The organism is Streptomyces sp. NPDC085946, assembly GCF_044540485.1.
Taxonomy (GTDB): Bacteria; Actinomycetota; Actinomycetes; order Streptomycetales; family Streptomycetaceae; genus Streptomyces.
Window position 1 is genome coordinate 962,754 of the sequence record NZ_JBITSF010000001.1, and the last position, 22,714, is coordinate 985,467.

Annotated in this window: 15 protein-coding genes, 1 tRNA gene and 1 pseudogene; 8 read left to right on the forward strand and 9 right to left on the reverse strand. The window is 72.1% G+C overall.

Annotated elements, in window-relative coordinates; genetic code table 11:
- Nucleotides 1-51 precede the first annotated feature (51 nt).
- Nucleotides 52-1,701, forward strand: a complete 1,650-nt coding sequence (locus ACIF8T_RS04285) for a cytochrome bc complex cytochrome b subunit (protein WP_400030945.1) — start codon at nucleotides 52-54, stop codon at nucleotides 1,699-1,701.
- A 51-nt stretch (nucleotides 1,702-1,752) separates the two neighbouring features.
- On the opposite strand, the gene ACIF8T_RS04290 is transcribed toward ACIF8T_RS04285, so the two are convergent.
- Nucleotides 1,753-2,649: a hypothetical protein gene (locus ACIF8T_RS04290; protein ID WP_400030947.1), complete on the reverse strand. Its 897-nt coding sequence runs from the start codon at nucleotides 2,647-2,649 to the stop codon at nucleotides 1,753-1,755.
- 619 nt (nucleotides 2,650-3,268) lie between these two features.
- Here ACIF8T_RS04290 and ACIF8T_RS04295 point away from each other — a divergent pair.
- The 4 genes and pseudogenes from ACIF8T_RS04295 to ACIF8T_RS04310 all read left to right on the forward strand — a co-directional run bounded on the left by ACIF8T_RS04295 (nucleotide 3,269) and on the right by ACIF8T_RS04310 (nucleotide 9,939).
- Entirely contained in the window at nucleotides 3,269-3,604 is a 336-nt protein-coding gene (locus ACIF8T_RS04295; protein ID WP_400030949.1) for a chorismate mutase, read from the forward strand.
- A gap of 335 nt (nucleotides 3,605-3,939) precedes the next feature.
- The gene (gene pepN / locus ACIF8T_RS04300; RefSeq protein ID WP_400030951.1) at nucleotides 3,940-6,423 is read left to right on the forward strand and encodes an aminopeptidase N; all 2,484 of its coding nucleotides are present in this window, start codon (nucleotides 3,940-3,942) and stop codon (nucleotides 6,421-6,423) included.
- Nucleotides 6,424-6,728: 305 nt separating this feature from the next.
- Nucleotides 6,729-8,069 (forward strand): annotated as a pseudogene (locus ACIF8T_RS04305) (pyridoxal phosphate-dependent decarboxylase family protein); the annotation flags it as partial.
- A gap of 370 nt (nucleotides 8,070-8,439) precedes the next feature.
- Nucleotides 8,440-9,939 carry a lysine N(6)-hydroxylase/L-ornithine N(5)-oxygenase family protein gene (locus ACIF8T_RS04310; protein WP_400030953.1) on the forward strand — a complete coding sequence of 500 codons (1,500 nt, stop codon included), beginning with the start codon at nucleotides 8,440-8,442 and terminating at the stop codon, nucleotides 9,937-9,939.
- Here the strand turns inward: ACIF8T_RS04310 and ACIF8T_RS04315 are convergent.
- Nucleotides 9,936-11,747 (reverse strand): bifunctional metallophosphatase/5'-nucleotidase, encoded by a 1,812-nt coding sequence (locus ACIF8T_RS04315; RefSeq protein WP_400030955.1) that lies wholly within the window; start codon nucleotides 11,745-11,747, stop codon nucleotides 9,936-9,938. The genes ACIF8T_RS04310 and ACIF8T_RS04315 overlap by 4 nt on opposite strands.
- A gap of 165 nt (nucleotides 11,748-11,912) precedes the next feature.
- On the opposite strand from ACIF8T_RS04315, the gene ACIF8T_RS04320 reads away from it, so the two are divergent.
- The gene (locus ACIF8T_RS04320; RefSeq protein ID WP_400030957.1) at nucleotides 11,913-12,629 is read left to right on the forward strand and encodes an SIMPL domain-containing protein; all 717 of its coding nucleotides are present in this window, start codon (nucleotides 11,913-11,915) and stop codon (nucleotides 12,627-12,629) included.
- A 187-nt stretch (nucleotides 12,630-12,816) separates the two neighbouring features.
- Nucleotides 12,817-14,247 carry a pyruvate kinase gene (pyk, locus tag ACIF8T_RS04325; RefSeq protein ID WP_400030959.1) on the forward strand — a complete coding sequence of 477 codons (1,431 nt, stop codon included), beginning with the start codon at nucleotides 12,817-12,819 and terminating at the stop codon, nucleotides 14,245-14,247.
- A 128-nt stretch (nucleotides 14,248-14,375) separates the two neighbouring features.
- On the opposite strand, the gene ACIF8T_RS04330 is transcribed toward pyk, so the two are convergent.
- Nucleotides 14,376-14,448, reverse strand: a tRNA-Leu gene (locus tag ACIF8T_RS04330).
- Nucleotides 14,449-14,553: 105 nt separating this feature from the next.
- Here ACIF8T_RS04330 and ACIF8T_RS04335 point away from each other — a divergent pair.
- On the forward strand, nucleotides 14,554-15,210 hold the full coding sequence (locus ACIF8T_RS04335; RefSeq protein ID WP_400030961.1) for an ANTAR domain-containing response regulator: 657 nt from the start codon (nucleotides 14,554-14,556) through the stop codon (nucleotides 15,208-15,210).
- 72 nt (nucleotides 15,211-15,282) lie between these two features.
- Here the strand turns inward: ACIF8T_RS04335 and ACIF8T_RS04340 are convergent, their stop codons facing one another.
- From ACIF8T_RS04340 to ACIF8T_RS04365, 6 genes are all read right to left on the reverse strand, one after another.
- A complete protein-coding gene (locus ACIF8T_RS04340; protein ID WP_400030963.1) occupies nucleotides 15,283-15,999 on the reverse strand; it encodes an ABC transporter ATP-binding protein in 717 nt (238 codons plus the stop codon).
- Complete coding sequence (locus ACIF8T_RS04345) at nucleotides 15,996-16,892, reverse strand: ABC transporter ATP-binding protein (protein WP_400030965.1); 897 nt, start codon at nucleotides 16,890-16,892, stop codon at nucleotides 15,996-15,998. Before ACIF8T_RS04345 ends, ACIF8T_RS04340 begins: the two co-directional genes overlap by 4 nt.
- A 5-nt stretch (nucleotides 16,893-16,897) precedes the next feature.
- Nucleotides 16,898-18,727, reverse strand: a complete 1,830-nt coding sequence (locus ACIF8T_RS04350; protein WP_400030967.1) for a branched-chain amino acid ABC transporter permease — start codon at nucleotides 18,725-18,727, stop codon at nucleotides 16,898-16,900.
- A gap of 5 nt (nucleotides 18,728-18,732) precedes the next feature.
- Nucleotides 18,733-19,662 carry a branched-chain amino acid ABC transporter permease gene (locus ACIF8T_RS04355; RefSeq protein ID WP_400030969.1) on the reverse strand — a complete coding sequence of 310 codons (930 nt, stop codon included), beginning with the start codon at nucleotides 19,660-19,662 and terminating at the stop codon, nucleotides 18,733-18,735.
- 123 nt (nucleotides 19,663-19,785) lie between these two features.
- Complete coding sequence (locus ACIF8T_RS04360; protein WP_400030971.1) at nucleotides 19,786-21,018, reverse strand: branched-chain amino acid ABC transporter substrate-binding protein; 1,233 nt, start codon at nucleotides 21,016-21,018, stop codon at nucleotides 19,786-19,788.
- A gap of 649 nt (nucleotides 21,019-21,667) precedes the next feature.
- Nucleotides 21,668-22,540, reverse strand: coding sequence for a trypsin-like serine protease (locus ACIF8T_RS04365; RefSeq protein WP_400030973.1), 873 nt, complete (start codon nucleotides 22,538-22,540; stop codon nucleotides 21,668-21,670).
- Nucleotides 22,541-22,714: the final 174 nt, after the last annotated feature.

The window sequence follows — 22,714 nt, forward strand, 5'->3', positions numbered from 1 at the left end:
GTCCCGGTGCCGTGGCACGCTGAAGGGAAGCGACGCGGAGGGCGACGACCCATGGGCGACGGCGCACGACCGAAGTACCGGACGGCGGACTCCCCGCGCGAGGACGCCTCCGGTCCGGGCGGCAGGCTCGCGGACTGGGCCGACGGCCGGCTCGGGATCTACGCGGTGGCCAAGGCCAACATGCGCAAGGTCTTCCCGGACCACTGGTCCTTCATGCTGGGCGAGGTCAGCCTCTACAGCTTCCTCGTCCTGATCCTCACCGGTGTCTACCTCACCCTGTTCTTCGAGCCGAGCAGCGCCGAGGTCGTCTACCGGGGCTCCTACACACCGCTCAACGGGATCGTCATGACCCGCGCGTACGAGTCCGCCCTCGACATCAGCTTCGACGTGCGCGGCGGGCTGCTGATCCGGCAGATCCACCACTGGGCCGCGCTGGTCTTCGTCACCGCCATGCTCGTGCACATGATGCGGGTGTTCTTCACCGGCGCCTTCCGCAAGCCGCGCGAGGTCAACTGGCTGTTCGGCTGGTCGCTGCTGATGCTCGGCATCATCACCGGCCTGACCGGCTACTCCCTGCCCGACGACCTGCTGTCCGGCACCGGCCTGCGCTTCGCGCACGGCGCGATCCTGTCCGTCCCGGTGGTGGGGACGTACCTGGCGTTCTTCCTGTTCGGCGGGGAGTTCCCCGGGGAGGACTTCATCGCCCGGCTGTACCCGATCCACATCCTGCTGCTGCCCGGGATCATGCTCGGCCTGGTGGCCGCCCACCTGATCCTGGTCTTCCACCACAAGCACACCCAGTACCCGGGCCCCGGCCGCACCGAGAAGAGTGTCGTCGGCATGCCCTTCCTGCCGGTGTACCTCGCCAAGGCGGGCGGCTTCTTCTTCCTCGTCTTCGGCGTCCTCGCGCTGATGGGCGCCCTCGCCCAGATCAACCCCGTGTGGGCCTTCGGCCCCTACCGGCCCGACCTCGTCACCACCGGCGCCCAGCCCGACTGGTACCTCGGCTTCTCCGAGGGGCTGATCCGGGTGATGCCGGGATGGGAGATCGACCTGTGGGGCCACACGCTCGTGCCGGGCGTGTTCATCCCGTTCGCGCTGTTCCCGCTCGTCATGATCGCCATCGGGGTCTACCCCTTCGTCGAGGCGTGGATCACGGGCGACAAGCGCGAGCACCACATCCTGGACCGGCCGCGCAACGCGCCCGTGCGCACCGCACTGGGCGTGGCCTGGCTCAGCCTGTACACCGTGCTGCTGATCGGCGGCGGCAACGACATCGTGGCCACCCACCTGCACCTGTCCATCAACGCCATCACCTGGTTCGTGCGGATCGCCGTCTTCGCCGTCCCCGTCCTCGCCTTCGTCGTCACCAAGAAGATCTGCATGGGCCTGCAGCGCCGGGACCGCGCCAAGGTGCTGCACGGCAGGGAGACCGGCACCGTCAAACGGCTCCCCAACGGCGAGTACGTCGAGACGCACGCCCCCCTGTCGCAGGCGGAGCTGTTCACCCTCACCCAGCACGAGCAGAACCCGCCGTACGAGATCGGGCCCCTGGTCGACGCGGGCGGGGTCCGCCGCCGGGTCAGGCGGTCGCAGCGGCTGCGCGCCCGGCTGTCGAAGGCCATGTTCGGGCCCGACGCGCGCATCGAGAAGCCGACGGCCGAGGAGTACCGGGAACTCACCCGGGGCGAGCCCCACTGAGCACCCCCGGCCCGCCGGGCGGGCCCGGCGCACGGGGGCGGCCCGCCGGCCTCACGTGTCGCACTCCAGCACCGTCCGGCACAGCGCGCACCGCGCCCGCACCCGCCCCCGCACCGGCACCCTGATCCGCTGGTGGCACGTCGGGCACGGGAAGCTGACCCGCAGCGGCCCGTGCCCGTCCGGGGTGAAGGAGTACGGGGCGCCGCCCTCGGGCGGGAGGTCCGCCCGGTCCTGGGCGTGCCGCCGGTCGCGCGCGTAGCGGCGGCGCCCCGCCCAGCCCGCCGCCGTCAGCGGCGGCTGCTGCCCGTCGTGCCGGGCCCGCGCCAGGCCCTTCACGTACGCCGTGTACGCCTGCGGACTGGTGAACCACACCGACGGGTCCTCGCCGAACAGCAGCGCCCGCTTGGCCAGCACGTACCCGAACTCCTCCGGGGTCAGGTAGCCCAGCTTCTGCGACGACGCCGCGTCCTCCCGGTAGGCGTCCAGCAGCAGCCAGCCCGCGCCCAGGTACGTCGCCGCCGTGTCGGTCAGGATCTCGTTCTCCCGGGTGCCCGGGAACGACAGGTCCAGCCGGTGCAGGTAGACGTGCATGATCTCGTGGGCCAGGGCCGCGCCGATGTCCCGGCGGTGCCTGCGGAACCGGTCGTTCAGCTCCACGAAGTACTCCGGGCCCGCGGCCAGTTCGATGTTCGCCGCGTGCGACATCTCCCGGAAGGACACGATCAGCCGGGCATCCGGCAGCCGGTAGTGCCGCACCAGCTCGCGGGCCACCCGCTGCGCCCCCAGGTACAGGTCGTCGGTGTCGCAGAACGCCACGTCGGCGGGGGCCACGCTCGCCGAGAACGTCTGGATCGTGTCGTACGACAGGCGCCTGTACAGCGCGGTGACGGCGGCCCGCACCGTCCGCAGGTGCGGGTAGCCGTGCTCGACCGGTCCGTCGTTCGCCACGCCGCACCCCCAGACGCCCGGAACCCGATTCCACTGTACGGGGACGCCCCCGGGCACGGACCCGCGCGCGTCGGCCGGAAACCGCCGGGCACCCCGGCGGCCCGGCACGATCCGCACCGTGAGCGACGACCGGCACCCCGCGCCCCGCGGGCGGACGGCCAGGACCACGCCCCGGGGAAGCGGCTCGACGAGGAACTCACCGCCTTCGGCGCCGGAGTGACCGGCGCGACCGGCGCGACCGGGCCCGGGGCGCGCGCCGTCCGCGTCACGGACGGTGCGGGCGGCCTCGCCGGCGGCCCCGCCGTCCGCGTCCGGGGCGGCCGGTGCTCCGTCGGCACGCCGTGGGTCCGCGCGGACCGGCGGCACGCCGGCCGGGGCACACGGCCGGCGCGGGCGGCCGAGGAGGAGGGCGCCCGGCGCGGCCGCACCGGCACGGCCGTCTCCCCGTACACCTCCCAGGCCCCGGCTTCCGCCGAAGGCCCGGTTCCACGGAGGCCGGCCGCGCCGGGGCGCCCCCGGCGGCCACGCCGGCGCGCACGTCCGCAAGGCCGTCGCACCCGCCCCGGCCAGGGACGCGCCGAGTGGGCGACCGCCCGCCCGACCCGTAGGCTGACGCCCCATGACCACCAGCGACACCGACATCCGCAAGGTCGACCCCGCCGTCGGCGAGGAGCTCGCCCGGCTGCGCGACAGCATCGACAACATCGACGCGGCCGTCGTCCACATGCTCGCCGAGCGCTTCAAGTGCACCCAGCAGGTCGGGCACCTCAAGGCCGAGCACCAGCTGCCGCCCGCCGACCCGGCCCGCGAGGCCCGCCAGATCGCCCGGCTGCGCGCCCTCGCCGAGAACGCCAAACTCGACCCGGCGTTCGCCGAGAAGTTCCTCAACTTCATCGTCGCCGAGGTGATCCGCCACCACGAGCGGATCGCCGAGGAGGCCGTCAACGGCGACTGACCCCCGCCGCCTTCCGGCCCGGTGCCGCCGGTCCCGTCACCGGACCCGCCGACCCCCGGCCGCCGCGCAGCGAGATCCGCTGTCCGGACGACGCCCACCAGCGCCCCCGGCCCTCCGGCGCGAGATGCACGACCTGCGCGCCCCGCCGCGAGACCCCGCCGACGGCCGACCGCCGTCCGCGTCCCGCCGCGTCCCACCCCGACGCGCGCGCACCCCCGCGACGGTCCCCGGGGCGCACGCCGGAGAGCTCGGACGAGACCGTACGGAGAACGGACATAGCGCGCGTACCGATCCGCCTCTGTGCCCGGTCCGCGGCATCAGGCAGCATGTCCTGCATGTCCGTACTGACGCGCGACGAAGCGCAGATCCGAGCAGAGCACCTCGACGTCCACCGGTACACGATCGAACTCGATCTGACCACCGGGGAGGAGACCTTCGACTCCCGCACCCTGATCCGCTTCACCGCGCGCACGGACACGGACACCTTCGTCGAGCTCAGGCCCGCCGAGCTGCGCTCCGCCACCCTCGACGGACAGCCCCTGGACCCGGACGCGCTGGACGGCAACCGGCTGCCCCTGAAGAACCTCGCCGCCGGCGAGCACGAGCTGCGCGTCGACGCGGCGATGCGCTACTCCCGCACCGGCGAGGGCATGCACCGCTTCACCGACCCCACCGACGGCGAGACCTACGTCTACACCCAGCTGTTCCTGGACGACGTGCAGCGCGTCTTCGCCGCCTTCGACCAGCCCGACCTCAAGGCCGTCTTCGACCTGACGGTCACGGCCCCCGAACACTGGACCGTCCTCGCCAACGGCGTCACCGAACACCTCGGCGGGGGCCGCTGGCGGGCCGCCACCACCCCGCTCATCGCCACCTACCTCGTCGCCGTCGCCGCCGGGCCCTGGCACTCCGTGCGCACCGAACACCGCGGCCTGCCCTTCGGCCTGCACTGCCGCCGCTCCCTCGCCCCGTACCTCGACGCGGACGCCGGCGAACTCCTCGACGTCACCCGCGCCTGCTTCGACCGCTACCACGAGAAGTTCGACGAGCCCTACCCCTTCGACTCCTACGACCAGGCCTTCGTCCCCGAGTTCAACGGGGGCGCCATGGAGAACCCCGGCCTGGTCACCTTCCGCGACGAGTTCGTCTACCGCTCCGCCGTCACCGACACCGAGCGGCAGACCCGCGCCATGGTCATCGCCCACGAGATGGCCCACATGTGGTTCGGCGACCTCGTCACGCTCAAGTGGTGGGACGACATCTGGCTGAACGAGTCCTTCGCCGAGTACATGGGCTACCAGATCCTCACCGAGGCGAGCCGCTTCACCGACACCTGGACCGAGTTCGGCGTCCACCGCAAGGCCTGGGGCTACGACGCCGACCAGCGCCCCTCCACCCACCCCGTCGCCCCCGAGGCCGTCGAGGACACCGCCTCCGCCCTGCTCAACTTCGACGGCATCTCCTACGCCAAGGGCGCCTCGGCCCTGCGCCAGCTCGTCACCTGGCTCGGCGAGAAGGACTTCCTGGCCGGCATCAACACCCACTTCGCCCGCCACCGCTTCGCCAACGCCACCCTCGCCGACTTCATCGACTCCCTCTCCTCCGCCACCGACCGCGACGTCCACGCCTGGGCCGACGCCTGGCTGCGCACCACCGGCGCCGACACCCTCGTCCCGCGCCTCGCCTCCGGCGCCAACGGCACCGGCGTGCTCACCGTCGACCGCACCGGCAGCCGTCCGCACCGCGTCGCCGTCGGCCTGTACGACCGGGACCTCACCGACCCCGACCGCTTCACCCTGCGCGAGCGCCTCGACCTCGACCTGCCGCAGACCGCGCCCCAGCCGCTCGGCCCGCGCCCCGCCCTGGTCCTCCTCAACGACGGCGACCTCACCTACGCCAAGATCCGCTTCGACCCCCGGTCCTTCGAGGCCGTCCGCGCCGGCCTGTCCGGCCTGCCCGAGCCGCTCACCCGCGCGGTCGCCTGGAACGCCCTGCGGGACGCCGTCCGCGACGGCGAACTCCCGCCCGACACCTACCTGCGGACCGCCCGCGCCCACCTGCCCCACGAGACCGACCTCGCCGTCGTCCAGGGCGTCCTCGCCTTCGCCGCCACCGACATCGCCGACCACTACCTGGCGCCCGAGCAGCGGCCCGCCGCCCTGGCCACCCTCACCGACCTGTGCCGCGACCTCATCCGCCGCACCGAGGACGGCGACCACCCCGGACTGCGGCTGATCGCCGTGCGCCACTTCATCGACGTCGCCGCCCACCCCGACACGATCGCCGCCTGGCTCGCCGACGGCGTCGTGCCCGGCGGACCGGAGCTCGACCCCGAACTGCGCTGGCGGATCCTGGCCCGCCTGGCCGTCCTCGGCGCCGTCGACGAGGACACCATCGCCGCCGAACTCGCGCACGACCCCAGCGCCACCGGCCAGGAGGGCGCCGCCCGCTGCCGCGCCGCCCTGCCCGACGAGGCGGCCAAGCGGCGGGCCTGGCAGGCGATGTTCCACGGCGACGACCTGTCCAACTACCTCTTCACCGCCACCGCCCGCGGCTTCTGGCAGCCCGAACAGGCCGACCTGGTACGGGAGTACGTGCCGCGCTTCTACCAGGACGCGGTCGCCGTCGGCACCCGCCGCGGCCCCGCCATCGCCGAGGCCGCCGGCCGCTGGGCCTTCCCCGCCCACGCCGTCGACGAGGAGAACCTCCGCTGGGGCCGGGACTGCCTGCGCGACACCGACCCCACGCCCGCCCTGCGCCGCAAGCTGGTCGACCAACTGGACGACCTGGAGCGGGCGTTGCGGGTCCGCGAGGCGTAGCCCCCGCGGACCCGCACGGTCCCCCCGCCCGCGGGCCTCACCGGGGGCGGGCCCGCGCGGCGCCCCGTCCGGCCCCGACGGAAGCAGCGCCGCCCGTGGCCGGGGCGCGGGCGTGCCCGGGCCCGGCGGGCCGCCGGGCCCGGGCCGGCCGCCCCGGGGCCCCGTAGGCATCCGGCCGGCCGGAACTCCACCCCGCTACCCCCTTTCGGGTCCGATCGCCCCGCTTTCCGGACGCGGCCGTGCTCAGCGGGTACAAGCTGGACCCCTCCCTGCGGACATCCCGCCCCGCGCCCCGGAGGACACCCATGAGCACGCCGCCCCTCGCCTCAGGCCCCCACGGCCCCGACGCCCTGGGGCCGTTGCTCCACACCGTGCTCGACGCGCTGCGCGCCGGGACGCGGGCGCGCGGGGGACCCCTGCCCGCGGGCGGCCCGGAGGCGGTCGCCGCGCGGATACGGCACGCCCTGGGGGACGTGCTGCCCGACGAGGGCGACCCGGACGCCCTGTACGCCCTCGTGCACGCGGTCGCCGAGGGCGCCGCCGACCCGGCGGACCCGCGGTGCGCCGCCCACCTGCACGGCCCGCCCCTCGCCGTCGCCACCGCCGCCGACCTCGCCGCCTCCGCCCTCAACCCCTCCCTCGACTCCTGGGACCAGGCCCCGGCCGCCTCGGAGCTGGAGGCCGCCGTCACCCGCGCCCTGGCCCGGCTGGCCGGCCACGCCGACGCGCTCGTCACCACCGGCGGCACCGAGTCCAACCACCTCGCCCTCCTGCTGGCCCGCGAGGCGCGCGGCGGCACCGTACGACTGGTGTGCGGCGCCAACGCCCACCACTCGCTGCCCCGCGCCGCCTGGCTGCTCGGCCTGCCCGACCCCGTGATCGTCCCCGCACCCGGCGGCATCCTCGACCCGGCCGCCCTCGACAGGGCCCTCGCCGGCCTGACCGGCCCCGCCGTCGTCGCCGCCACCGCCGGCACCACCGACGCCGGGCTCATCGACCCGCTGCCCGAGATCGCCGCCCGCTGCGCCGCCCACGGCGCCCGCCTGCACATCGACGCCGCCTACGGCGCCGGCCTGCTCTTCAGCGACCGCCACCGCGGCAGGCTCACCGGTCTCGGCACCGCCGACACCGTCACCCTCGACCTGCACAAACTCGGCTGGCAACCCGTCGCCGCCGGTCTCCTCGCGGTCAAGGACCCCCGCGACCTCACCGCGCTCCACCAGCGCGCCGACTACCTCAACGCCGACGACGACACCGAGGCCGGCCTGCCCGACCTCCTCGGCCGGTCCCTGCGCACCTCCCGCCGCCCCGACGTCCTCAAGATCGCCGTCACCCTCAAGACCCTGGGCCGCACCGGTCTCGGCCACCTCGTCGACCGGGTCTGCGCCCTCGCCCAGGACTTCGCCGACCTCGTCCGCGACCATCCCGCGTTCGAGCTGTACGACCGGCCCACCCTCAGCACGGTCCTCTTCCGGCCCGCCGGCGCCTGCGACGACACCGTCGCCGCCGTCCGCCGCGCGCTCCTCGCCGACGGGCGGGCCGTCCTCGGCCGCGCCCGCCCCGACGGCCGGCTCTGGCTCAAGGCCACCCTCCTCAACCCCACCGCCCGGCCCGACGACCTCGCCGCCCTCCTCACCCTCGCGGAAGCGGCCCGTACGGACGCTGCCTCTGCGGACGTGGCTCGCACGGACGCTGCCTCTGCGGACGTGGCTCGCACGGACGCTGCCTCTGCGGGAGCGGCTCGCACGGACGCCGCCCCTGCGGGAGCGGCTCGCACGGACGCCGCCCCTGCGGACGTGGCTCGCACGGACGCTGCCTCTGCGGGAGCGGCCCGTACGGACGCCGCCCCTGCGGACGTGGCTCGCACGGACGCCACCCCCGCGGCAGCGCCCCGCCCGGACACGACCCCCGCGGCAGCGCCCCGCACGGACGCACCCCCCGCCTGAGCGCCCCCACGGCCACGCCCCCCGGTTGACGCCCCGCCGACGCCCCCTTCGCGGAAGGAACCACCCCCGCATGACCTCCCCGGCCCCGCACACCCCCGCCGCACCCCCGCCGCCCCGCGAGCCCGACGCCCCCCGCGACCTCGTCGGCATCGGCATCGGCCCCTTCAACCTCTCCCTCGCCGCCCTCGCCCACCCGCTCACCGCACTCGACGCCGTCTTCTACGACCAGCGCCCCGCCTTCACCTGGCACCCGGGCCTGCTCCTCGACGGCACCACCGTCCACGGGTCGTTCCTCGCCGACCTCGTCACCCTCGCCGACCCCGCCAGCCCCTGGACCTTCCTCAGCTACCTCAAGGACCGGGAGCGGCTCTACCCCTTCTGCTTCGCCGGGCGCCTCCACATCCAGCGCGCCGAGTACGACGCCTACTGCCGCTGGGTCGCCGAACGCCTGCCCGGACTCCGCTTCGGCCACCGGGTCGACGCCGTCCGCTGGAACCCCGAACGCGGCCTCTTCGAAGTCGACCACACCCGGCTCGGCCCCGACGGCGAAGCCGAGGCCCCCGGCCGCACCTGCACCAGGAACGTCGTCCTCGGCATCGGCTCCGAACCCCACGTCCCCGAACCGCTCAGACCCCTCGCCGACGCCCCCGGCGTGCCCGTCCTCCACGCCGCCGACTACCTCCGGCACCGCGACGCCCTCCTCGCCGCCGACCACGTCACCGTCGTCGGCACCGGACAGTCCGGCGCGGAGATCTTCCTCGACCTGCTCCGGCACCGGCCCGCCGGCCGCGAGCGGGTCCACTGGCTCGGCCGCACCGAGGCCCTCGCCCCCACGGAGTGCTCCAAGCTCGGCCTGGAGCACTTCACCCCCGACTACACCCGCTACTTCCACGCCCTCGCGGAACCCGTCCGCGACCGCCTCGCCGCCTCCCCGTGGCAGATGCACGGGGGCATCGGAGCCGACACCCTCGCCGCCATCCACGACGAGCTCTACCGCCGCTCCCTGCACGGCGGCTGGCCCGACGCCGTCCTCACCCCCGGCGTCCGCGTCCGCACCGCCGGCCGCATCGCCGCCACCCGGATCGAACTCCACCTCGAACACGTCCAGCAGGACACCCGCTCCCGCCTCACCACTGGCGCCGTCGTCCTGGCCACCGGCTACCGCGAGCGCCCCCTCGACCGCGTCCTCGCCGGCCTCGACCCCTACCTGCGCCGCGACGGCGGCGAACGCCCCCGCGTCGACGCACAGCACCGGCTCGTCCTCGACCCGTCCGTCACCGGCACCGTGTACGTCCAGAACGCCGGGAACCGCCCCCACGGCGTCGGCGCCCCCGACCTCGGCCTCGCCGCGTGGCGCAGCGCCACCATCCTCAACTCCCTCACCGGGAAGGAGAGCTACCCCCTGCCCCGGCGCACCGCCTTCACCACCTTCGGCCTCGACCCGCGACCGCAGGTACCGCCCGCCCGGCGGGCACCGGAGCTCATCCCCCTCCTCGACGACCGGAGGCAGGAGGGCCGGCCACGCCCCGGCGCGCCCCGGACCGCGGCGCGCCGGAACACCGCGCCCTAGAACACCGGCACGCCGTCGCGCGTCAGCCGCCAGTCCACCGACGCGAACTCGGCCGGGTCCAGCGTGCCCTTCGCCTTCACCCAGGCGATCATGGTGTTGCGGATCTCGTCCGAGTTCGACCACAGCAGCCGGGCCGCCGCGACGTGCGGGAAGTTGCCGCCGCCGTTCGCCCGGTAGTTGTTCACCGCGAACACGAACCGCGCGTCGTCCGCCAGCGGCGCCCCCTCGAACCGCACGTCCGTCACCCGCGACCCCGCCGGCTTCGCGATGTCGATCTCGTACGTCAGACCGCTCACCACGTCGTAGTTGTAGTCCGGCGTCCCGTTCGCGTTCGTCAGCTTCGCCGGATCCACCTGCGCGCCCGCCGGCGTCTGCACGTAGTAGTTCGCCGAGAACTCCAGGTACGCCTTGATCTGCGCGCCCGTCATCAGACGCGCCTCCAGCGTGTTCTCGAACACGTACAGCCCCGCCACGTCCCGGATCGTCACCTCGCCCGCCGGGATCCGCGCCGTGCGCGAGAAGCACGCCGCCTGCGACAGCACCGGCAGCGACGCGTACTCCGTGCCCGCCAGCGCCTGCCGCACCGTGTCCGCCTGGATGTGGTTGATCAGGTCGATGATCGGCACGTCCCGGTAGGGCGCCTGCGCCGACGTCATCTCCGCCGCGTTCGTCCCGATCACCTGGTTGACGTACGCCACCACCTTCTCGTGCTCGTCCGACAGCAGCCCGACGATCTTCGGGTCCTCCTCGACGGCGTTGCTGTTCAGGACCTGCGCGCCCACCTTCTCGACCGTCCAGCGGCCCTTGTCCCACACCAGCTCGAAGTCGAAGAGGGTGAGCCGCTGGCCCCACTTGAGCGGCTCGGACAGCACGACCTGCTTGCCGGTCCGCTCGTTGGTGACGAAGTACTCGGGGATCTCGGTGTGCGCGTGCCCCACCAGGATCGCGTCGATCCCCGGCACCTGCTCCGCCACCAGCCCCGCCGCGTTCTCGACGTACGGCAGCTGGTCACCGTACGACGACGTCCCCGACGAGCCCGAGTGCGCCGAGACGACGACCACGTCCGCGCCCATCGACCGCAGCTTCGGCACCCACTTCGCCGCCTGCTCCTCCAGACCCGGGAACGTCATCCTCCCCTGCACGTTCGCCTTGTCCCAGATCGCGATCCCCGGGTTCGTCAGCCCCAGCACCGCCACCTTCACGTCCCGCCCGAACGGCGTCCGCAACCGGTGCATGCTGTAGGGCGGGAACGCCGGCCGCAGCGTCTTCGCGTCCAGCGCGTTCGCCCCCAGCAGCGGGAAGCGGCACTGCTCCTCGAACCTGCGCAGCACCGGGATGCCGTAGTTGAACTCGTGGTTGCCGAGCGCCGCCGCGTCGTACCCGATCGCGTTCATGGCCTGCGCCATCGGGTGCACCGGGCCGCCCTCGGCCGTGATCGGATCGACCTTGGCGTAGTAGTACGACAGCTGCGTGCCCTGGATCGTGTCGCCCGCGTCGATCAGCAGCGTGTTGCGGCGGCCCTTCTCGGCCCGCACCCGGTTCACCAGCGTGGAGATCTTCGCCAGGCCGATGTCGTTGTGCGCCTTGTCGTCGAACTCGGCGTCCGTGAAGTAGTCCCAGTTGAAGACGTTTCCGTGCAGGTCGGTCGTCCCCATCACGGTGAAGGAGTACCGCTTGGCGGACTTCTTCCCGCCGGCGTCCCGCGCCTCGGCCGCCTCGGCGCCCGGTGCCGCCACCGCCCCGGCCAGCGCCACTCCCGCCCCCGTCACGGCGGACTCCCTCAGAAACTTCCGGCGGTTCAACGGCATGGCTGGCTCTCCTCGCGAAGCGGAACGGTGACGCGCGTAGACGAACGCACGCGCATACGCGCGTAGATTCTGGCCCGCCCCCTCCGCACCCGAACAGACCCGTCAGGTTGCGATCTGATGACCGGTGAGGTCCCCCACCGGACGAGGAGTGACAGAGTGGGGCGTATGGCCATCCCGACCCCCGCACACCCCCAGCCCGCCGTCCCCTACGGCACCCCCGACGCCCCCCGCATCGCCGTCCGCGGCGAAGCCCGCCTCGACGTCGACCCCGACATCGCCCGGATCGGCATCACCGTCCAGGCCCGCGGCCGCGACCGGCACACCGCCCTCGACGACCTCACCCGCCGCAACGCCGCCGCCCTCGACCTCGTCAAGTCCTACGGCCGGGCGGTCGAACGGCTCGACACCGGCGCCTTCTCCGTCACCCCCGAACAGACCCGGCACGGACGCGGCGAACGCGTCCGCACCTACCACGGCACCGTCCACCTCACCGCCGAGCTCAACGACTTCACCGCCCTCGGCGAACTCACCACCCGCCTGGCCGACTTGGAGCTCACCCGGGTCGACGGCCCCTGGTGGGCCCTGCGCCCCGACTCCCCGGCCCACCGCGAAGCCCGCCGCCGGGCCGTCCACGAAGCCGTCCAGCGCGCCCGCGAGTACGCCGAGGCCCTCGGCACCACCCTGGCCGCCCTCGTCGAGCTCGCCGACATCGGCGCCGAGGGCCCTCAGGCCTACCCCCCGCCCTCCGGCCGCATGCGCTCCATGGCCTACGCCGCGACCGCCGAGGAGACCGCCCCCGCCCCCCTCGACCTCGAACCCCAGCGGCAGGAGGTCCACGCTCAGGTCAACGCGCGCTTCACCCTGGTCCCGCCGCGGCTGTGACACACCCGCCCGGCGTATTCCGCGCCGTCGAAAACCCGTACGGCAATCCGAATGGAGCACCATGGCATTGCTCATCGGAGCACCTCGGCGCACAATTCAACGCCGGTCAATAACCCTTCATGGAATGTGCGTTGGGCAGTAACGCGCTGCCAATTCGCTACCCACCGGTAAGCCCTAGGCTCGACTCATGCGCCGAGCGAAGATCGTCTGTACCCTGGGACCCGCCACCGATTCGTACGACCAGATCAAGGCCCTGGTCGACGCCGGAATGGACGTGGCCCGCTTCAACCTCAGCCACGGCACCCACGCCGAGCACGAGGAGCGCTACCGGCGGGTCCGCAAAGCCGCCGACGAGACCGGCCGCAGTGTCGGCATCCTCGCCGACCTCCAGGGCCCGAAGATCCGACTCGGCCGTTTCACCGAAGGACCCGTACTCCTCGAACGCGGCGATTCCTTCACCATCACCGTGGAGGAGGGCGTCGAAGGCGACGGCCGCGTCTGCGGCACCACCTACGCCGGCCTCGCCGACGACGTCGCCCCCGGCGAGCGCATCCTCGTCGACGACGGCAAGGTCTGCCTCCGGGTCACCGAGGTCGACGGCCCCCGCGTGCACACCACCGTCCTCGAGGGCGGCATGGTCTCCGACCACAAGGGCCTCAACCTCCCCGGCGTCGCCGTCTCCGTCCCCGCCCTCTCCAAGAAGGACGAGGACGACCTCCGCTGGGCGCTGCACACCGGCTTCGACGTCGTCGCCCTCTCCTTCGTCCGCAGCGGACGCGACATCAGGGACGTCCACCGCATCATGGACGAGGAGGGCCGCCGCCTCCCCGTCATCGCCAAGGTCGAGAAGCCCCAGGCCGTCGAGAACCTCGACGACATCGTCGCCGCCTTCGACGGCATCATGGTCGCCCGCGGCGACCTCGGCGTCGAGATGCCCCTGGAGCAGGTGCCGATCGTCCAGAAGCGCGCCGTGACCCTGGCCAAGCGCAACGCCAAGCCGGTCATCGTCGCCACCCAGATGCTCGACTCGATGATCGACAACTCCCGCCCCACCCGCGCGGAGGCCAGCGACGTCGCCAACGCGGTCATCGACGGCACCGACGCCGTGATGCTGTCCGGCGAGACCAGCGTCGGCAGGTACGCCGCCGAGACCGTCCGCACCATGGCCCGCATCGTCGAAGCGGCCGAGGAGGACATTCTCGCCAAGGGCCTCCCGCCCTTGACCGACCGCAACAAACCCCGCACCCAGGGCGGCGCCGTCGCCCGCGCCGCGGCGGAGATGGGCGACTTCCTCGGCGCCCGCTTCCTCGTCGCCTTCACCCAGTCGGGCGACACCGCCCGCCGCCTCTCCCGCTACCGCTCGCCCATCCCCCTGCTCGCCTTCACCCCCGACCCGGCGACCCGCTCGCAGCTCAGCCTGACGTGGGGCGTGGAGACGTTCCTCGGCCCGCGGGTGGACTCCACGGACGCGATGGTCGGCCAGGTGGACGAACTGCTGCTGCGCCACGGCCGCTGCCGGCAGGGCGACGTCGTCATCGTCACGGCCGGCTCCCCGCCCGGCGTCTCGGGCACGACCAACATGGTCCGCGTCCACCACATCGGCGAGGGCGCCGAATAGCCGAACAAGGGGGGCGGTCGAGGAGCCTCTTGCGCGAAGGCTCCTCGGTGTCCGGCGCAGCGAAAAGCGGATGTGCACGAGACGTGGACATCCGCTTCGAAATGGTGACCTTTGAATCGGAGGAAAAGTACCCCGGGTCGGATTCGAACCGACGCTGGATGGTGTTTGAGACCATTGCCTCTACCGCTGGGCTACCGGGGCCCCCTTCAATATGAAGGTTGGCGGTCACCCGCCGTGCCCCCACCTTACCGCAGCTGGGTACGCTCTTGTCAGCAGTACCGGCCTGCCCTGCACCAAGGAGCCCACGTGAGCGCCCCCGAGTCGCCCCAGCCCGTCGACCTGCCCGAAGACGACAAGTCGCACGTGCCTCCGCTGACGACCCGTGTCGTCATCGCCGAGGACGAGGCCCTGATCCGGCTCGATCTCAAAGAGATGCTGGAGGAGGAGGGCTACTCGGTCGTCGGCGAGGCCGGCGACGGCGAGCAGGCGATCGAGCTGGCGCGGGAGCACCGGCCCGACCTCGTCATCCTCGACGTGAAGATGCCCAAGCTGGACGGCATCTCCGCGGCGGAGAAGATCGCCGAGGAGCGGATCGCCCCGGTCCTGATGCTGACCGCGTTCTCGCAGCGGGATCTGGTCGAGCGGGCCCGGGACGCCGGTGCCATGGCGTACCTGGTGAAGCCGTTCAGCAAGAGTGACGTCGTGCCGGCGATCGAGATGGCCGTGTCGCGGTTCACGGAGCTGAAGGAGCTGGAGAAGGAGGTCGCGGACCTCTCGCAGCGACTGGAGACGCGGAAGCTGGTGGACCGGGCGAAGTCGGTCCTGCAGACGGAGTACGGGCTGACGGAGCCGGCGGCGTTCCGGTGGATCCAGAAGACGTCGATGGACCGCCGCATGTCGATGCAGCAGGTCGCGCAGGCGGTCATCGACGACGCCGAGGAGAAGAAGGCGTCGAAGGGCTGACCGCCCGGAGCGCACGCGCGAGGCCCGCGCCCCCTGGAGCAGGGGGCGCGGGCCTCGGTGTGTCGCGGGCGGCTAGTCCTCGCCGAGGTAGGCCTTGCGGACCGACTCGTCGTGGAGGAGGTCGCGGCCGGTGCCGGACAGGACGATCTTGCCGACCTCCATGACGTGACCGTGGTCGGCCAGGGAGAGGGCCGCCTGGGCGTTCTGCTCGATGAGCAGGATGGTGGTGCCCTGGGACTTGAGCTCCTGGATGGTCGCCATGATCTTCTGCATCATGATCGGGGAGAGGCCCATGGAGGGCTCGTCGAGCATGAGCAGCTTGGGGCGGGACATCAGGGCCCGTCCCATGGCGAGCATCTGCTGCTCGCCGCCGGAGAGGGTGCCCGCGGCCTGCTTGCGGCGTTCCCCGAGGATGGGGAAGAGGTCGTAGGCGCGCTGGATGTCCTTCTCGATGCCCTCCTTGTCGTTGCGCAGGAAGGCGCCGAGGCGGAGGTTGTCCTCGATCGTCATGCGGGGGAAGATGTGCCGCCCCTCGGGGGAGTGGGCGAGTCCCAGCGAGACGACCTTGTGGGCGGGGACCTTCTTCAGCGACCTGCCGTCGAAGCGGATCTCGCCGGAGACCGGTGTGAGCAGCCCGGAGAGGGTGCGCAGGGTGGTGGTCTTGCCGGCGCCGTTGGTGCCGATGAGGGTGACGACCTCGCCCGCGTCGACCTTGAACGAGATGCCCTTGACGGCCTCGATCTTGCCGTAGGCGACCCTGAGGTCCTCGACCTCCAGCAGTGCGGTCACTTGTCGTCCCCTTCCGTGGTGCTGGGCGCCTCGGCGGCCGCGGTGCCGGTGGCTCCGGCTTCGGCGGCCTCGACCTCGGCGGCTTCCTCCTTGCCGGGCGCGCCCTCGAAGGGCTCACCCAGGTAGGCGGCGATGACGCGCTCGTCGGCCTGGACGACCTCGGCGGGGCCTTCGACGATCTTCTCGCCCTGCACGAGCACGGCGACGCGGTCGCAGAGGTTCATGATGAACCGGATGTCGTGCTCGATGACGAGGACGGCGATGCCCTTGTCGCGGATGGCGAAGATGAGTTCCTCGGCGGCCCGGGTCTCCTGCGGGTTCATGCCGGCGGTGGGCTCGTCGAGGAGGAGCAGGCCCGGCTCGCTCGCCAGCGCCCGGGCGATCTCCAGCTTGCGCTGCTCGCCGTAGGGCAGGTTGCGGGCGAGGTGGTCGGCCTTGGCGGCGAGTCCGGTGAACTCCAGGAGCTCCATGGCGCGTTCGCGGGACTCCGCCTCCGCCTTCTTGAAGGACGGCAGGCGCAGGAGGGCGGACCAGAGGCCCTCCTTGGTGCGGGTGTGCCGTCCGACGAGCACGTTCTCCAGAACGGTCATGTTGGCGAAGAGCCGGATGTTCTGGAAGGTGCGCGCGATGCCGGCCTGGGTGACCAGGTGCGGCTTGGGCGGCAGGACGGTGTCCTTGTAGGTGACGGTGCCCTCGGTGGGGACGTACAGGCCGGTGAGGCAGTTGAAGAAGGTGGTCTTGCCGGCGCCGTTGGGTCCGATGAGGCCGACGATCTCGCCGGTGTTGACGGTGAGGTCGACGGAGCGGACGGCGGTGAGGCCGCCGAAGCGCATGGTGACGCCGCTGGCGTCGAGGACCGTCGTGGTGGTGGGTGCGGTCGTGGTCGTGGTCATGGCGGTCACGCCCCTGCCTTGGCGACGCCGGTGGCGTTGTCGGGCAGCGGTTTGTCCTCCGGTACGTCGAGCTGTCCGGTCTCGTGGAATTCGAGCTGCTTCCTGCGGTCGGCGACCAGGCCCTCGGGGCGGAAGCGCATGAGGAGCATGAGCGCGATGCCGAAGAGGAGGAGCTGGTACTCCGCCATGAACTGGAGCTTGGCGGGGATGAGGTAGAGCAGGGCGGCGCCGATGAGCGGGCCGCTGATGGTGCCCATGCCGCCGAGGATGACGGCGGCGAGCAGGAAGGCGGAGTTCGGCGGCACGGAGCCGGCGAACTGGTACTGCTCGGGGGTGACGCTGTAGGAGACGTGCGCCTGGACGGTGCCGGCGAGGCCGGCGAGCGAGGCGCCGAGGGCGAAGGCGAGCAGCTTGAGGCGGAAGCCGTTGATGCCCATGGCGGTGGCGGCGGTCTCGTCCTCGCGGATGGCGACCCAGGCGCGGCCGATGCGGGATTCCGCGGAGCGGCGGAAGACCATGACGACGATGGCCGTGAAGAGCAGCATCAGCAGGTAGTAGTTGCCGGAGCGGGTGAGCTCGTGGCCGAGGACGGTGTGCGGCAGTCCGAGGTTGAACCCGAAGATCTCCAGGTCGGGGATGTTCGGGACGCCGTTGGAGCCGTTGGTGACGTCCGGTCCGCTGTTGCCGTTCAGGTTGTTCATGGTGATGCGGAAGATCTCACCGAAGCCGAGCGTCACGATGGCGAGGTAGTCGCCGCGCAGGCGCAGGGTGGGTGCGCCGATGACCACGCCGAAGATCAGCGAGGCGGCGGCGCCGGTGAGGACGGCGGCCCAGAACGGGAAGTGGACGCCGATGGTGGACTGCGGGGAGCCGGAGACCAGGGCGGCGGCGTAGGCGCCGACGCCGAGGAAGGCGACGTAACCGAGGTCGAGGAGGCCGGCCAGGCCGACGACCACGTTGAGGCCCAGGGCGACCGTGGCGAAGATCAGGATGTTCGCGCCGATGAGGGCGAACTGGTCGTTGCTCTGGGTGAAGGGGAAGCAGATCGCGGCGACGAAGGCCGCCGAGAGGGTGACGTTGCGGTGCTTGGCGGTGAGCGCGGAGAGCCGCTTGAGGAGTCCTGCGCGGGTGACGGCGGTGAAGCCGAACGCCGCGGTGATCAGGAAGCCGATGAACAGCTCGGAGTACTCGGTGCCGATGCCGTACGCGAAGACGTACAGGCCGACGCCGAAGCCGGCGGCGATGACGAGGATCTCGGCCCAGGAGGGGAGTTCCTGGGCACGGCCGGGCTCGGGGGCGGTCAGGGAGTGGCGGACGCGGCCCCACAGATGGGGGGTGGGGTCGTCGCTGCCGTGGGGCTGGTCGGCGGGGAGGCCGAAAGCGCCGATGACGGCGATCAGGGCGCCGGCGCCGGCGACGTAGGCGCCGGGTTCGAGGTTGACGAGGCCGCCGAGTTCGAAGGCGATGGCGCCGAGGGCGTAGCCCGTGGTGCCGAGGACGCCGAGGGCGGCGAGCCGGACGGGGCTGTTGGTGCCGCCGGGGGTGAGCCAGCCGAGGCCCTTGATGCCGTAGCCGGAGAGGGCGAACAGCAGGGTGAGCAGGGCTCCCACGAGCGTGAGGACCTGCAGGCCGCCGGGGTAGCCGGTGACGGTGAGGTCGCCGGGGAACTCGTCGGTCCAGGTCCAGGCGAGGAAGGTGCCGGCGAGGGCGACGGCGGAGCCGGCGACGGTGGTCGCGCGCGCCGCGGCGGCGGGCAGCGGGACGAGCGGGGTGGCCTGCGCGCCGGACACCTCGGTGGTGCCGGGGGCGGTGCTGGTGGTGGTGTGGGTGGTCATGGGTATCACGCCCGATCCGCGACGCGTTCGCCGAGCAGGCCCTGGGGCCGGAAGAGGAGGACGAGGATGAGCAGGCTGAAGGCCCATACGTCCTTCCAGGCGCCGCCGCCGAAGAGTTCCATGCCGGGGATCTCGCCGATGTAGCCGGTGGCGAGGGATTCGGCGACGCCGAGGACGATGCCGCCGAGCATGGCGCCGTAGATGTTGCCGATGCCGCCGAGGACGGCCGCCGTGAAGGCCTTCAGGCCCATCAGGAAGCCCATCCGGAAGCCGACCTGGCCGTTCTTCAGGCCGTAGGCGACGGCGGCGATGGCGGCGAACGCGGCACCGATGGCGAAGGCCATGACGATGATGCGGTCGGTGTTGATGCCCATCAGCTTGGCGGTGTCGGGGTCCTGGGCGGTGGCCTGCATGCCGCGGCCGGAGCGGGTCTTGGTGACGAAGAGGCCGAGGGCGACCATGCACAGCGGGGCGGCGATGAGGACGAAGAGGTCACCGCGCTGGATGTTGGCGCCGAGGATCTCGACGGGGCCGCCTTCGAACTGCGGGAAGGAGCGGTCCTTCTTGGCGTCCGGGTACCACATCCAGACCATCTGCTGCAGCACGATGGACAGGCCGATGGCGGTGATGAGCGGTGCGAGCCGCGGTGCGGTGCGCAGCGGCCGGTAGGCGAAGCGTTCCGCCGCGGTGGCGATGGCGACGGAGACGAGGATGCCTCCGAGGATCATGAGGGGGACGGCGGCGCCGAGGGCGAAGCCGTCGGGGAGTATCAGCCAGACGGTGAGGGCCCCGAAGCCCCCGACCATGAAGATCTCGCCGTGGGCGAAGTTGATGAGCTGGACGATGCCGTAGACCATCGTGTAGCCGATCGCGATGAGTCCGTACATCGCGCCGAGGATGAGTCCATTGGCCAGCTGTTGCGGCAGTTCGTTCACCGCAGGGCCTCCGTGGAGTGGTTCGGATATGGCGCCGCGCGGGTGCGCTGGTGGGCGCAACCCGCGCGGCCTGGATCAATGTGGTGAGGGGAGCGCTCCTGCGGCTCCCTGCTCGTCCCTTGCTCAGTCCAGCTTGGGAGAGGCGCTGTACTCGGGCGCCCACGCGTTGCTCTTGACCTTGTAGGCGGTCATGAGCGTGTTGGTGGTGTCACCGAACTCGTCGAAGGAGATGCTGCCGGTGACGCCGTCGAACTTGACCTTGCTCATGGCGTCGAGGACCGCCTTGCGGCCGTCGGACGGGAGCTTGCCGTCGTTGCCCTCGACCGCGAGCTTGACGGCCTCGATGATGGACCAGGTCGCGTCGTAGGTCAGGCCGCCGTAGGCCTCGTAGTCGTCCTCGTAGCCGCCGGCCTTGTAGTTCTCGATGAACTCCTTGGCGGAGTCGAGCTGCTCGACGGGCTTGCCCACGGAGGTGGCGAGGTCGCCCTCGGCCTTCTTGTTGAGCTTGGGGTATTCGCCGGAGTAGATGCCGTCGCCGCCCATGAGCGGGATGTTCTGGCCGCTGTCCTTGAGCTGCTGGCTCAGGGGGGCGGCGGCTGGGTACTCGCCGCCGTAGTAGAGGGCTTCGGCGCCGGTCTTCTTGATCTTGGCGACGACGGCGTTGAAGTCGCGGTCGTCGGGGTTGATGTGGTCGTTGCCGACGATCTTGCCACCGAGCTTGGTGAAGTTCGCCTTGAAGGAGGCGGCGAGGCCGGCGCCGTAGGTCTTCTGGTCGTCGATCAGGTAGACCTTCTTCTTGCCGGCCTTGCTGTAGAGGTACTCGGCGGCGAAGGCGCCCTGGACCTCGTCCGTGGTGGCGGTGCGGAAGAAGGTCTTGAACTGGCGGACCGAGTCGCCGCTCTTCCAGCCGTCGCCCTGGGTCAGCTCGGTGCCGGTGTTGGCGGGGGAGACCTGGACCAGGCCGGCGTCGTTGAACGGCTTCTGCATCTGCTGGGAGACGCTGGAGTTCAGCGGGCCGACGACGCCGAGGACGTCCTTGTTGCTGATGAACTTCTGGGCGTTCTGCTGGCCGACGGAGGGCTGGGCCTGGTCGTCGAGCGGCTCGAGCTTGAACTCGACGCCCTCGACGTAGTTCTCCTTGTTGGCCGTCTTGACGGCGAGGTCGGCGGAGTTGCGGATGCCGAGGCCGAGGGCCGAGAGGTCGCCGGTCAGCGGGGCGTCGACGCCGATCACGACAGTGGTCTTGTCGCCGCCGCCACTGCCGTTGCTGCTGTCGTCGCGCGACCCACAGGCGGTGAGGGTGAGCGAGCCCGCCGCAAGTGCCGCGGTGATGGCTATGAGCGAACGTTGACGCACGAATCCAGTCCTTTCCCTGGCACGGCGGTCCCCCATGGGACCCGCCGAGTCGAGCGCTGGACCGAAGTGGCTTCGAATCCGGTGGCGCGGTGACTGGGCGTGACTCTAAGCGGGTGTGAGGAAATGGAGGAGTGGTCTGGCCAATGCTGTGACGCTCTTGTTATGCCACGCAGTAACGCAGAGCGCGACGCGCCGGGCGGAAGGGGCGATTTCCGTCCGGTTCGTCGTGTCCGCATGGTGAGAACTCGCAGGATGCGCTTCCGGAGAACGCAGGAGTGTTTCTTTGTTTTGGTCCTGACGCGATCTGTTGCCGGAGGCGACTTCAGGCCGGCGGGGGCGGGGATTATGCCACCTTCGGGGCAAAAAAGAACCGGCCATGGAAGTCGACATTCCACTTGCTTTCATTGCTTGTGAATTACGTAGCGTTACGGATCGGAAAGGGAGTCCGGCGTTCTGCGGTACTTTTCCGTGATCGATCACCGGGCCGGGAAAGACCCGGGCGGCGCGCGGTGCGGGACGGTGACGGTCCGCGTCCGCCGCCCGGCCGCGCCGCCCGTACCGCACGGCACCCCGCACGGCACGGCGCCGCGGCACACGGACGGACCGTGTGCCGCGGCGCCGGACGGGCCGTCGGTGTCCTCGCGCGGGATCAGGGCAGCGCGACGAACGGCGCCAGGAAGGACCGGGCGCCCGGGGTGTCCAGACGGTACGTCACATTCGTGGCGTAGCACGGGCCGTCGCCGGTGATGGTGGTGGCCGCGAGGATCCGCCGGCCGTCGAGCTGCGCGAAGTTGGGGCCGCCCGAATCGCCGTAGCAGGCACCGCCGTTGCCCTGCGGCGCGGTCATCGCCAAGCGTGCCCAGGAGTCGTTGAGCGCGTCGAAGGTGACGGGGGCCTTCAGGCGGACGCCGCCGCCCGGGTGGGTGTGGCCGCCCGGTCCGCGGGCGGCCTCCTGGGTGCCGTAGCCGGCGACGGTCCAGTCGGTGGCGTTCAGGCCCTTGGGGCCGAGCTTCCCGAGCTGGTTCGCGGTGGGCAGCGCGGCCGGGGTGAAGCTCCAGCGGGCCCCGAGCCGGTCGGCGGGCAGTTCGACCACCGAGATGTCGTGGGTGTCGGAGGCGGGGCCCGGGTAGGCGGGGTGGCTGTGCGCCGTGCCCGGTACGGCGACGGCGCGGGCCTGGGCGGCGGGGTCGCCGGGGTGGGCCCGCGCGGCGGCGTCCAGCCCGCCCTGCACGTCCTGGTCGAGCGACACGTAGAACCGCACGTTGTCCGGCCAGTCGGTGGTGCAGTGCGCGGCGGTCAGGAAGGTGTCCGCGTCGATCATGGTGCCGGAGCACACCCAGTCGACCCGGTCGGGGGTCGCGGGATCGCCGTCGTGGTCCCAGGTCGCCACGAGCGCGCCGACTTCGGTGCGCTCGGGGGCGGGGGTGGCGTTGTACGAGTTGATCGCGGAGGAGGGCAGCGCGGTGGCGAGCACGGCTGCGCAGGCCGCGGCGGTGACGGCGGAGGCGCGTAGGGCGGTCAAGAGAAACCCTTCTGGGGGTGGGACGGGGGTTCTCCTGCGGGGGGTCGGAGCAGCGCCAGTGAAGCGCGCGGGGGCGGGGGCGCCCAAAACGCCCCCCCCCCCCCCCGGGTTTTACCAACAAGGGCCCCCCCCCCCCGGGGGGGGGGGGGCCCCCCCCGGGGCGGCCGGCCACCC